This window comes from Pelagicoccus mobilis (genome assembly GCF_016595505.1).
Lineage (GTDB): Bacteria > Verrucomicrobiota > Verrucomicrobiia > Opitutales > Opitutaceae > Pelagicoccus > Pelagicoccus mobilis.
In genome coordinates this window covers 14,226-26,936 of sequence record NZ_JAENIL010000018.1, presented here as the reverse complement: position 1 = coordinate 26,936, position 12,711 = coordinate 14,226, and the positions used below count along the sequence as shown (strand labels likewise).

The following is a 12,711-nucleotide window of genomic DNA, read 5'->3' as shown; positions in this document are numbered from 1 at the left end:
GGAAGAGCCAGGGGGGGAGATGCTGTGAGTGGAGGCTATGCTTTGCTGAGCTTGAAGTTCCAGCCTTTACGATACTCTTTGCTGATGAGCTCGTTGGCTCTCTCGTTGTTGGTGAAACGGAGGTTGGGCCCGTCCCAGGCGAGTCTTTCTCTTGGGAATCGCAGGCAGACGTTGCCGAGCTGAACGGTTTCGGTAAAGGGGCCGGCGTAATTGAAGTTCGAGCCGGGGAAGTTGTAAGGTTGATTCCCGATTGCCGCTTCACGAAACTCGGTATGGTGACCGATTGAGCGTTCGTAGACACGTGTTGGGCGGTGATCTCCGGTTTTCTCTTTTAGTTCCATGGCAAGGGCTCGGTGGTCCTCCTTTGGGATGATGCGTGCGCTGTCGCCGTACGCGCCGGAGATGAGTAGGGTTCTTTGGGTACCGACATAAATGTTACCGGAGTTAGCAAGCGATTCGCCTTGGGCAAGCTCTTCGAGCCGTTCGTGACGGCGTGGTTTGCCGTTCTTGTCGATGTAGGCATTGTCGGTGCCGTCGTACCAGTAGACGTCGAAGCCAGGACGCTTTTCATTGGGCCCGAAGGTCCATTTTATAGTCGAACCTTTGGGAAAGGCGGAGTTGGTGAGGGTATCGACGTTAAGCGCTTCGACATGGGTTGGGAATCCGGGATCGAGGGACATGAAGATCGAATCCATGGTATGGCAGGCCATATCGGCTAGAGCTCCGCCGCCAAAGTCGAGCCATCCACGCCAGTTGAAGGGGAGGTAGGAGCCGCCGCGCTTCCTCTCTTGGTCGTCGTCTAAACCTCGGTTGCCCAAGAAAGGACGGTTGGCTGCGGGGCCAAGCCAGTTTTGCCAATCGAGCGTTTCGGGGGCTGGGTCTGCTCCTGGAGGGCAGACGAATCCCTGAGGCCATACCGGACGGTTGGTGAAACAATGGATCTCTTTGATGTCGCCGAGGTGTCCGCCTTGGACGTAAGCTGCAATCTGGCGGTTTCCTTCGTTTGCGTGCCCTTGGTTGCCCATCTGTGTAGCGAGTTTGTAGCGATCGCAGGCTATGCTTAACTGTCTTGCTTCCCAGATCGTGTGGGTGAGTGGTTTTTGTGTGAATACATGTTTCCCATGCTCAAGGGCTAGGACTGTGGCTGGGTAGTGGCTATGGTCAGGAGTGCCGATCATTACCGCATCGAACTGGTCTGCCGCCTTGGCGAACATCTCTCGGTAGTCTTGGAAAGGTTTTGCTGCTTTCCATTTTTTCGCTAGCCAGCTTTTGCCTTCCTCTTCGAGCCGGGCAATTCCCTTCCAGATGTTAGCGTAGCGGTTTGTATCAACATCACAATACGCTGTGCAGAGATCTCCGTGACTGATGGTGTCATTGATATGTCGCCCGTTGATGCCTCCTGTGCCGATAAAGGCGACGCGCAGCTTATCTCCTTTGTTGGCTGCGTTGAGAATGGCTGGTGCCCCTAAAATGCCTACACTAGCAGCGGTTGACGATTGGATGAATTGACGACGTGAAATTTTGCTCATGGGGATTTTGGGTTGGTAGGGCTTATGAATATATTAGGGGAAAACTCACATTCTTGTTATGGGCATCCGGAGAAAGGGAGATTGGCCAGAGGCTGGCGGTAAGGCTCCGCATTGGTTTGGTCATATTTTCCCCTGCGGGCTGTTGTAGCCTGCTAGATGTCTGAGAACTTGCTTATTGGATGAGGGTGGACTGTTCCCTTTGCCGTTTTTTGCAGAGCCTTGATTTCTTTCTCGGCGGTCGCGATGGCTTTTTTTGTATCCAAAGATTCGACCACAAGCTTTGTTGTGCGGGATTCGCCGCCAGCGAGCTCGAGGACCCGACCTTTTGTGCGCTCGAAGTTGCGTGTGTTTGGGTAGGCGGTGGATGGCTCGAGGCCTGTTACATAGCCATCAGCTGAGCCCCCGGTGTTTTTCCAAAGTGTGAAGCAGGGGAAATCCTTGAGGGAGAAACGCAGGAGTGAGGCGTGGTCGCCTTTGCCGTTTTTCAGCATGGCGAGGCTTTCGCGGCTACCGCGTTTGCCGGCGAGCTCGAAGAAGTAGGCTTGCTCGACGAAGCCAGGGGAAGGGGCGTCGTACTGGTTGTAGTTCTCTACGCCTTCCGCGGCACGAGGGTCGCGTGGCGCCGTTTGCTTGAATGGGGCTTGGAAGCTGGCTCCTTCTTCGAGAAGCGGGCTGCCGTAGTTGACGTGGTAAAGGAGTTCATGCTCGGTCGGATTGTTGCCGAGGTTGGTGACTGTATCCACAATCTCGAGCGCACCTGAACCGAATGCGGTGCGGATTTCGGTTTGTAGCCTGAGGGCAGGACCGAAGAGCATGGTTTCGTCGACCTCGCCGCGGAGGATTATCTCTGAGTCGGTGATCTCGAGGGATAGGGTGTGGGCGGGGAGATTAGCGATGTTGCCGTGCAGGGGCAGGAAGGCTTCGAGGGCGTTGCCGTTGTTGTCGACAATCATGTCTGGCCCTGGAGCTCCCATGCTGCTGAGTCCGCAACGGACGATCCATTCGTTGAAACCGCGGAGCCAACCGATTCCGCCGTTCTCCTGCGAGTTGACGTAGGAAGGGTGGACGGGATTTTTGACTGGGGAATCCCAACCGAGACGCACGTCGCCGCAGTTGCCTTTCCAGATGCCCATGCCGCGGGTCGGCAGTACGACGAAGGAGAGTTTTCCGTTGTCGATTTCCACGACCTGCACGCCTTCTTGTGTTCCTCCGTGAAGGGTGCGTGTTTGCACAGACCACTGATGCTTCTCTCCGGTGGAGAGGCTTGTGGAGTCGAGTCCCAGCGTGGGCATCGGCTCAGTTGCGTCGGGGTGCAGAAGGGTGCGTGTGTAGTGCATGGAAATTTTGTTTGGGGGCCGTTAGGGCCGTCGACGGGCGACGGTCGCTACATGTATTGAGAAAATCCTTACTTGTCTGAGGCTTTCTCGATTTGGGCGATGAGTTCTTCGCGAGTCGGCGCGGTGGCGTGAGTGACGAAAAAGGCGGTGGCTGCATTCGCGATGGCGAGGCGCTCCTTGACGGAGAGTTCGCCGAGAGAGGCGCAGAGGTATCCGCCGTTGAAGGTGTCGCCCGCGCCAGCGGTGCGGATGACGTTTGTCTGCATCTCCTGCATTGCGTGGGCTTCGCCGTCGAAAGCGTTGGATGCGGCAGCGAAATGCGGAGTGTGTACCACGAGTTCGTTGATGCCGATCTCTTGGCGGAGAGTGGTCAAGCCGGAGGCGACTTGGGCTGGTTCTTCGATCCACTCCATGTCGAAGCGCGAGAAAAGCTCGGCGCCTTCGTGCTCGTTGAGACTAATGGTCATGGGGATCTTTTCGTTGAACTGCTTGAGCAGAGCCAAGCTCTCCATGAAGGATTCGTTGGACTTCTTCTTGATGTCGGCGAAGTCGAAGAACATGCGCTTAGGCGCCTTGCCGTCCTCGTATTGGGAGATGAAACCCATGAGGAAGTTGTCGAAGTCGGGAGTGAGAGACCAGTATCCGAGGCCGAGGATGTCGGTGTTGGCGAATAGTTCGGTGAGCTTTTCTTCGCCGAAGAACTTCGTGAATTCGGTCCAAGTGAGGTTCGCAACCGACTTGAGGGCGCTCATGAGGATCTTTCCGTCATCGAATTCGAATACGATGGTGAGCGCGGGATCGCCGAGGGAGATGAGGTTACAGTTTTCGGTGAACTCTTCGAAAGCAGAGTCGATGGTGTTTTTGCCGTAGAGGCCAGTTAATGTGGGCTTAAGGCCGAGGAAGGCGGCGACTCGACCGGTGTTGGGTGTGAAGCCGCCTGAGCAACGACGCTTGGGGACGATCTCGAGACCGACACCGCCGTCCGCGCGTTTGGTGATGAGTTCGCCGAACTCCTTGAGGTTGTCCATGGCGGTGAACTCGGTGAGACTCTGTCTGACGTCGACGATCTGGTAGACTTCGTCGACGAATCCATCGCAGCCGAGAAGGACCTTACCGCTGATGTTGTTTAAGAAATTGATATAGTTATCCATATTGCTCCTCATTTTCGAAAGCTGGCCGTTCGCCAGTGAGTGTTTTTATTCGAGATAAAACTATCTGAATATATCTTAAAACGGGGCACGTTGAAAGGTGCCAAGTGACAAAAAGTTTGCACTTTATGACTTGGTTTGTCCCTAGAAGGGACGAGTTGAGGAGGACTGTTGTTGGAAGCGGTAAGAGTTACGCTTCAGCCCAGCATTCTTGTGCCAGCTGGCGATAGAGCAGGGCTTGCTGATAGCGGTCTGTTTCTTCTTGAAGATTGCCGTTTGGGTCAGGAAAGACGCGTGCGTAGAAGATGTGGGAGGCGAGTAGTTCCGGTGCGAATACGAGCACGCTACCTGCCGGGGCGTTTGCTCGAAATCCTGTCATGGAGCGTCGCCACATTTCCTTGAAATGCTCAAGGTAGTTGGATGTTCCTAAAGCTTGTTTGGGACGATCCTCCGTATTCTCGATGGGGGCTTGCATGTAACCTGGAGCGGCGATGCGGCCGTGCAGGAAGCCGACACGATCAAAGATGGGCTGCATGAATTTGAAGCGTTCTTCGAGGTCTCCGTAGACCATTTCCTGGCCGCAGTAGAAGTGACTGTAGTCTCCGTTGAATCGGATTTCAGGATACGATTTTGTCCATTCTACCGTGCGCCATGCATCTTGGGTTATGGTTGCTCGATGGGTCTCTATAAATGCGGGTAGATGGTGCTTTTCGGAGGCGTTGAGAATGGAGTCGATGAGGTTGTGAGCTTCCGCGTCGGACTCCATACCCCAACCTACATGCAGGGTGATGCACTGATCGCCGCGCTCTTTGTGGCAGGCGAAGATGGCGTCGGACTCTTCCGGCTTGTTGATGCGATCAAGCCCGCAGTATGGGAGCTGCCCGCCTTCGATGGGCTGGGATTCGCCGGTGAGTTGGACGCCTTGGAAACCATCTGCGTGCAGTCTGCCTTCTGCCTCGGGCCACTTGAGCTCATGCCCGATGGAATGGGCAGGCAGGTCGATGAGGTTTTCCAAGTTTAGATAAATGCGTAGCTTGGGAGGCTCGTTGGATTGGTCGTTTAGATATTGGTGCATTTGTTTATCGCTGTTGAAAAAAGAAAAAAAGCCGGACCGCCGCGAGGGTGATCCGGCTTGAAGGTCGGTTGCTCGCTTAGCGAGCGGAGATGGTTACTTCGTCTACATAGATGTAGTCGCTGTTGCCACTGGCGTCGCAGCGGAGGCGGAAGCGTAGGTCAGCAGGATTTGCTAGGTTGCTGACGGGAATGACTTCTTCGACCTCGTAGAACGAGTTGTTCTCGAAGTCCGTGCCTCTCACGTATTGATCGAGAATGGTCCAGCCGGATCCGTTGCTGACTTCGAGGATGAGATCTTCTCCGGTCTCCATACTGCGTGGGTAAAAGTGGAAGTTGATCTTCGCGTTGCTGTATGAGCTGACGTCGAGGCCAGCGCTCATGTACATCGAAGATGCGGTTCCAGAGTTATCACGCAAACGAATGGAGTTGTTGCCGAAGTACGAGTATTCAGGAAGAGTGTTGAGAGCGCAGTCGCCACCGCCATCGACGAAGTTCTCGAAGCCGGACTCGAAGCCGTTGTTGAGAAGGTTCGTCCAAGATGGTGGAGGTGGAGGAGCGGTGGTGACGCCGTCTTCCATGACAGCAGCGAAATAGTCGATGCTGATGTTTGCGCCCGATACGGTAGTCGGATCGAGGCGCATTCCGGTGATGACTCCCTTGAAGTCAGCACATGCTCTCATGTCTACGACGTAGTCGCGCATAACGCCGTCGGCTACAACCGGGAAGGTCAGGAGCTTGGCTCCGTCCCAGCTGGCGTCTGTTTCGGTGACGAAGAAGATTTGAGCCGCAGTTCCGGATGTGCTGCTGAGACGCACTCTTACCTTTGGATAGATATTTGTATCCACGAACATGGACGGCGTGTGCAGGTAGCTGTCGTTACCATTTGAAGTGCCGCTAAGTAAACCGTTGGCTACGCTTACTCCGCTAAGGTGGTTGAATGTGTGCCATCCTTCGAAGTCGCCCACTGTTTCGAATTCCCATGTGCTAGCTCGAGTCACGACGTCGTCGTAGTAAAGCTGGCGGGAGTTGGTCACGGTAAAGCCATCCCAGCTATCTGAGAACCATCCGGAGGTATCGTCGACAGAACGGTAGATGCCAGTGTTGGTGATGGTACCAGTACTGGCCGCACCACCTGCGGACTTGAACTCGTAGTCAGCATCGTGTCCAACCCATGGATTCAAGGAATTGTTGTAGGTCACGCAGTCGGTGATCTGGATATTCGTATTGGGAGCGACTGAACTGAGAATGAGGACGCCCGCTCCGTCGTTGTTTGCCAATACATTGTTGCTGAAGACGATGTTGTGGTTATCGCCTTCGAAGTCGAAACCAGTGCCGTCCGCTTCACCAGGCACGCGAGCACACTCGGAGAATTCGCAGTGATCGATCGTGTAGTTAGCACAGTGCTGCATGAAGCCAGCGGTGGTTCCTGTGCCGAAGGAGAAGTTTGTTACGTCAGGTTTCCCGTAAGTGCGGACGCGCTTGGTGTGCCCGCCGTTAATATGGTTGAGCCACACTGCACCGGCAAGGTTGTTGGTGACGACGATGTCTTCAACGTAGACATTGGTCATGCGTGAATAGTTGACGCCAGGGAAGAACCAATTTGTACCGAAACCAACAATACAGTTGATCATTTGACTTCGACGCACGGTCAGGTTGTTCAAGACGGTAAGATTTTCATTGCCGGCACCGATCTTACCTCCGGCAAACACGCCGCAAGACCATGCAACTTCGTAGTTGAAGAGCGCGGCGTCGAATGCGGGATCGTACATGTTTTCGAAGTAGCAGTCTTCCACCACCACATCTTGGTTTCCGTAGTCGTCGATGTAGCGCAGGTAAATGCCGAGCTTAGCGTCGCGTGTATGCAGATTGTTGATATTCCAGTATGAGGGACCTTCAATCACGACGCAGTATCCATCGTAGGGTTGGTCGAGGTCGATAGTTGGGAGAGCTCCTGTACCATAAGCAGTGAGCTCGATAGACGCACCATCTACGCCTTTACCAGCGAGGTTGAGTTGCTCAGTCCACGTTTCGCCACGCTTGAGAGCTACGGTTTCGCCTGGGTAGAGGAGGATCGCATTCGGGTTCGCGAAGGTCTTCCACGCGGAGGCTTCGCTTTTGCCGTCGTTGTTGTCGTTACCGTTGGTTGCGTCGATGTAGTAGGTGCGGTCGGCATCCTTGGTGACGCGAGCGTTGTCGATAGCGAGGTAGTCTCCTGCCACGCGGATACGCATGTTGTTGCCATTGAGGTTTGCGAACTGCGAGCTGTGGAAGGATACCGAGACGGTGGTCCACTGGCCAGCGGTCATGGTGAAGTCCTCACGCGCGGTGTCCCATGTCGGATGGTAGAGGGCAGCAGCCATTTGAGCAGACCATGTATCTGTTTCTTCGATGATTACCTCCGCTCTTGTAGTTGATAGGTCGCCGATTGGGAAGATATCAACGGTGAAGGTGTACCAGGTATTGGCTTCCATGGTACCAATTTGCTGGAACAGCTGGAGACCATTTGTATTTGCCCAGCAATACTGGTTCCCGTCTGGAGCAGGCGACGCGGCGATGGTTGGTTGAGCGTAGGTCGTACCGACGAAACCAGCAGGTTGTGTACCCCAGTCGTTGACGCCGCCATACCAGGAATTGGTTGAATCTAGAGTTGGGTCTTCGAAGCTTGGGTTTAGCAGGGGTACCGTTTGTTCGGCGGCGTTCGTATCTGGGGAGGAAAGGCCAAACGCTAGTAACAGAGCGTAGGCGAATAGCTTATGAATAAAGGAGTTGGATTTTGAGTATAACACCCGCTTAGCGAGTGGTCTTTGGGGGGTAGGTTCTAGAGACAATCTCATATTGTTTCGTTTTATTCATGTTAGGGTTCATGTGTTCGCGCTTAGCTCGGACACGGAGATTGGCACTTGTATCAAACTATAGACTACGACGTTTGAGAGTATAGGGGGACTTCTCGCGCGGGTATGGCAATTGATACGCAGTAGGCAAAGGCTTAAACCGGCGTAGTATCTGAGTTGAATGCCGGTATGGGTATGGGTGTGGGGGCGAGTCGCGGGCAGGCTTGGGGACTAAGATGAAGAGAAGGCACGAGGATCGTTGATTCCTCGTGCCCTCAAAGAGAATGGTGTGCTTCGTATTCCCCTCGTTAAGTTTGTTGAGGGTTAATTATTCTCTTTTTTAAAGCCGCTTGGCCGGCACTCTTAAAGTGCCGTGTAGTTGATGACGAGACGGACGAACCCAGGGTCGGTTCCGACTAGCACACGAACGGTGACCAGTTCGAAGTCGTCGTTGATCGCAGTGTTTGGAGTCATCGCTTCGTATCCAGTTTCGGACCACGAGTCATCCAAGCTGTTCGCTGTCTCGACTTGGTAGCTCAGTTCAGGAGCGTTGAGTCGTTGTGGATAGCTGTATTGCAGCTCTTCGACTCCGTTGACCTTGACGAGCTTCACGCTTGGGCGGCTTGCGATTGGATCGGCTCCGCCTGCAGGGTGTCCGCCAGTAGCGTATTCGAAGAGGTTGTTGTCCCCGTCGTTGTCAGGGTCGGCCATCATATCGAGGTCCGCTCCACTCAATCCGTAGCTGATTGCCCATGAGTCGAAGGCAGTTGGCTGTGTGACTGTGAGAGTCGCTACTGCTGAAGTTGCTTCGCCTTCGGAGTTTGTCGCGATTACGCTGAAGTCACCTGCGTTGGAGACATCAACTGCATCGATGGTAAGGCTGCTCCCGGTTTCACCATCGATGTTGACTCCGTTTTTTTGCCACTGGTATGTTGGCTCTGGGTTGCCGCTAGCAGCAGAGGTAAAGACAACCGTACTCGTTGCAGGAACCGTCTGGCTCTGAGGGTTCAGTGTAATTTCTGGAGCAACAAGCGGTGGATTAACAGCGAGTGTTGCAGCATTAGAAGTATCAGACCCTTCGCTGTTTGTCAGTGTTACCGAGTAGTCACCAGCATCCTCAACCGAGGTAGGATCGATGGTGTAGGTTACTGAGTTTGCGCCTGGAATGTCTACGCCGTCCTTCTTCCACTGGTAGGTGGGAACGGGGAAGCCTGTTGATTCGACACTGAAGGTCACGCTTGCTGGAGCTGTTACGGTTTGGCTCAGTGGGTGAGTGGTAACCACTGGTGCCGAGTCTGGCTCCAAGTTTACGGTGAGCGTTGCTACATTTGAACTAACACTGCCTTGGGAGTTTGTGACCACGACCGAGTATTCGCCAGCGTTGACGGAATCAGTCGGATTGATCGTCAAGGTAGCGTTGTTTGCGCCTTCGATATCGATGCCACCCTTTTGCCATTGGTAGCTAGGGGCAGGGACACCGGTAGCGACTACGCTGAAGCTAGCTGCTGCTGGGGCAACCACGGTGAGATCCATTGGTTGCTCAGTGATTGCAGGCGCTTCAAGCGGTGTGACAGTCAACGCTGCGGCATCGGAAGTAACCGAACCGAGGAAGTTGGTGATTACCACCGAGTAGTCACCGGCATCATCAATAGCAACTGTATCGATTGTGAGACTACTGCTGGTTGCACCGTCGATATCGTCAGCACCCTTCTTCCATTGGTAGGTGGGGGCTGGAGCTCCGGTGGCCACAACTGAGAGAACCGCTTGGCTGCCTTCGATGACTTCTGTCGCCATTGGTTGCGTTGTGATTGCTGGAGCTGATGTCTTGACGAGTCGGACATTGTCGAACGCGATGCCATCACCTCTAAGGTGTATCCACATGTTCTGGTCGATAACATCCGTTTCATCGTCGGTGCCGTCGAAGAACTGGCTATCGAAGGAGGCGGTTATTGTATTCCAGTAGCCCGCTTTAAGGGTGAAGTCCTCTCTTGCTGGGTCGCCGCTTGGATCGAATGAAATGTCCGCCATTCGAACAGAGAAGTTGTCGTTTTCTTCAAAGATTACTGAAGCGCTAGTGTCTGCCAGTTCGCCGAGAGCGAAAATGTCCACAGAAACTGTATAGACTGTGTTCGCTTCGACTGTACCGACAGTCTGAGTGAGAATTATGTCAGTATTTGTTCCACCCCAAGCTACTTGATCACCGTCTGGAGCTGGATACTGAGCCCAGGCTTCGTTGACGTAAGTGGTGCCTATGTTTCGTGCGACATCCCAATCATTAACAGTGGGGTGCCAGCCGTCTGTATCGGGAGACTCGAAGCTAGGGTTTTGCAAAATGATTTGCTCCCCGACGTAAAGCATTGCCGCATTGGAAGTAACCGAACCTTCGCTGTTGGTGACCACTACAGAGTAGTCTCCCGTGTGGAAACCTTCGACTGTCTGGATGGTTAGCTCGCTGCTTGTTGCCCCTTCGATGTCGAGGGTGCCGCGCTTCCATTGGTAGGTAGGGGCAGGGATGCCTGTTGCAACCACCCTGAAGGTCGCGCTGCCGCCGATGCCTGCTGCTTGGCTAGCTGGCTGAAGTGCGATCTCAGGAGCTGCGCTTGCTGGGTTAACGGCGAGTGTTGCGGGAGCGGATTCGACGGATCCGACGTTATTCGCTACGACCACGGTGTAGCTAGCCGCATCGTCGAACGCAGAGCTCGGGATATTGAGGCTTGGTCCGTTTGCGCCAAGGATATCCTCGCCGTTCTTTTTCCATTGATAGAAGGGAACTGGCAGGGCGTCCGCTGCAACGGAAAGGACTGCGGCTTCGCCTTCGGTGACTGCGAGATCAGTAGGCTGAGTCGTGATAGAAGGCATGTACGTTCTGAAAATTCGAACGTTGTCGTAGCTGAGGAATTCACCAGCGAAACGTAGGCGGACTTCCTTGCCGGAAATGTCGCCTTCGGTGCCCCATTCTTGGACTGAGCCGTCCCAGCTGTCGGTGTGGATGTAGCCGGTAACCGTTGTCCACTTGCCAGGTTCAAGGATGAAGTCTCGGCGTTCTGTGTCCCAGTCAGGGCGATGCGCGATCTGAACGGGTTGGGTGAAGTCTACAGGAGCTTCGACAAAGATTTCGGATCTTGTTGTTGCCGGATCGTTGTGGGGAGCGATGTCCACCATGATCGTGTAGAGGCTATGAGGTTCAAGAATTCCTAGATTCTGGACAAACATATGCTCCGAAGCGACGAAAGCGATTTGAGTTCCGTCAGAGGCGTACTCGGCGCCAGAGATGCCAGGGCGGGCGATGGTGGTGCCTCCTCCAACGTTTTCACCGCCATTGATATCCGTCCATCCTTGGAGATTGTTCGCCCACATGTTGTCTGGTGAGGAGAGGGCTGGTTCCTCGAAGCTCGGGTTCAATACTGGTATGATGTCCGCGACCGTAACTGTCACTGTGGACGAGGTCAGACTTCCGTTGTCGTTGGTGACCACGACGGAGTATTCACCAGCGTCGAAACCTGTAACGGGATCGACAACGAGGCTCATGCCAGTTGCGCCTTCGATATCAGTTCCCCATTTTTGCCATTGGTAGCTTACATCGCCTGCGGTGCTGTTGGCTTCAACGGATAGGGTAACGCTGTCACCTGGTTCAGCGATTTGCGATACAGGTTGGGCAGTAATGAAAAGTGTGGGATTCACCTCTTTGGTGAGGCGAGCGTTATCGTAGGCGATGTTCGTGCCGAACATCTGAACGCGGATCGTATTGCCGTTGATACTCTCAAAGTTCTCACTGTTGAACGAGAGTGTAACAGTGGTCCATTCCAGGTGGGTGAGGGCGAAGTCCTCGCGATCGGTGTCCCAGCTGGGGCGGAAATGAGATTGAGCGGGAGAGGGCGTCCACGTTTGCGAATCTTCGATAAACACTGATAGGAAGGTCGAACTAAGGTCTGCACCGATTGGCGTAACGTCGATACTGAACGTATAGGTCGTGTTCGCGTCCATGGTCCCGACTTCTTGAATAAGGCGGTGCTCTGCACTGTTCCCGTAGGCGATTTGAATGCCCTCAGTTGCGGTGTTGGGTACATCAAGCCCATCTCGAGCGAGTACAGTGCCCAGACCCCCGAGGACGGTCCAATCTTGCGCTCCGCTAAACCAATAACTGTCTTCCAATGTGACCACTGGCTCTTCGAAGCTCGGGTTGAGGATGGGGACTACAACTGGATCTGCCTGGAGATTGCCTCCAGAGAACGCAAAAGTCACAATCAATACAAGCAGAGCTAGGAAGGTCCTTAGCGAAGAAATTGGCGACGTGAATTTTGTGCTACTGAAGTAGGCGTTACGCTTGCTTTGGCGTTTTTCCATTGGGGCGTCTATTCGGTTTGTTGTTATGGAAGGATGTTGTTTTTTTGAAATTCGTTACTAGCGAAAAAAGTTAAACGTCTTGTTAACTTGGATACCTTGTAGGGAAGGTTGCTTATCCGACCTCAGGCGATTTCCCTTCGCGCTGATAGGGTTTTCAGCTGAGGTCGGGTTAAGTTTGTTGTTTGATACGTTTAAAATTATAGAAGCTTCATGGGTATGTCGCTGGCTTCAGATTCGTGTTCTGAGTGTCGGAGTCAGCTTCTTGAAATATCTTCTTTTCTTCGATTGGGGATGGTTCGCGGTATTCGTTCACGGCAAATTGCACTGCTTTAGGAAACGTTACCTTAGGGTTCTGCTCGCTTTAATGGTGGAACGTATTTTAGATTTCAAGTCTAAAAGGAAACGTTACCTGTGTGGTGGGCGAACTTACTACCTTTGATGTATACTC

The 12,711-nt window shown here is 53.6% G+C and carries 6 protein-coding genes; all 6 read right to left on the bottom strand.

The window, feature by feature from the left end; translation table 11 throughout:
• Positions 1 to 35 precede the first annotated feature (35 nt).
• The 6 genes from JIN87_RS11145 to JIN87_RS11120 all read right to left on the bottom strand — a co-directional run bounded on the left by JIN87_RS11145 (position 36) and on the right by JIN87_RS11120 (position 12,263).
• Entirely contained in the window at positions 36 to 1,529 is a 1,494-nt protein-coding gene (locus JIN87_RS11145; RefSeq protein ID WP_200355639.1) for a Gfo/Idh/MocA family protein, read from the bottom strand.
• Between the two features lie 152 nt (positions 1,530 to 1,681).
• Complete coding sequence (locus JIN87_RS11140) at positions 1,682 to 2,866, bottom strand: aldose 1-epimerase family protein (RefSeq protein ID WP_200355638.1); 1,185 nt, start codon at positions 2,864 to 2,866, stop codon at positions 1,682 to 1,684.
• Between the two features lie 68 nt (positions 2,867 to 2,934).
• Positions 2,935 to 4,017 (bottom strand): carbohydrate kinase family protein, encoded by a 1,083-nt coding sequence (locus JIN87_RS11135; RefSeq protein WP_200355637.1) that lies wholly within the window; start codon positions 4,015 to 4,017, stop codon positions 2,935 to 2,937.
• Positions 4,018 to 4,204: 187 nt separating this feature from the next.
• Positions 4,205 to 5,089: a hypothetical protein gene (locus tag JIN87_RS11130; protein WP_200355636.1), complete on the bottom strand. Its 885-nt coding sequence runs from the start codon at positions 5,087 to 5,089 to the stop codon at positions 4,205 to 4,207.
• Between the two features lie 76 nt (positions 5,090 to 5,165).
• A complete protein-coding gene (locus JIN87_RS11125) occupies positions 5,166 to 7,874 on the bottom strand; it encodes a right-handed parallel beta-helix repeat-containing protein (RefSeq protein ID WP_200355635.1) in 2,709 nt (902 codons plus the stop codon).
• A gap of 408 nt (positions 7,875 to 8,282) precedes the next feature.
• The gene (locus JIN87_RS11120) at positions 8,283 to 12,263 is read right to left on the bottom strand and encodes an immunoglobulin domain-containing protein (RefSeq protein WP_200355634.1); all 3,981 of its coding nucleotides are present in this window, start codon (positions 12,261 to 12,263) and stop codon (positions 8,283 to 8,285) included.
• Positions 12,264 to 12,711 lie beyond the last annotated feature (448 nt).

Excerpts from the sequence above, each read along its gene's own strand:
- JIN87_RS11145 (WP_200355639.1), bottom strand. The coding sequence starts at position 1,529 with ATGAGCAAAATTTCACGTCGTCAATTCATCCAATCGTCAACCGCTGCT.
- JIN87_RS11140 (WP_200355638.1), bottom strand. The coding sequence starts at position 2,866 with ATGCACTACACACGCACCCTTCTGCACCCCGACGCAACTGAGCCGATG.
- JIN87_RS11135 (WP_200355637.1), bottom strand. The coding sequence starts at position 4,017 with ATGGATAACTATATCAATTTCTTAAACAACATCAGCGGTAAGGTCCTT.
- JIN87_RS11130 (WP_200355636.1), bottom strand. The coding sequence starts at position 5,089 with ATGCACCAATATCTAAACGACCAATCCAACGAGCCTCCCAAGCTACGC.
- JIN87_RS11120 (WP_200355634.1), bottom strand. The coding sequence starts at position 12,263 with ATGGAAAAACGCCAAAGCAAGCGTAACGCCTACTTCAGTAGCACAAAA.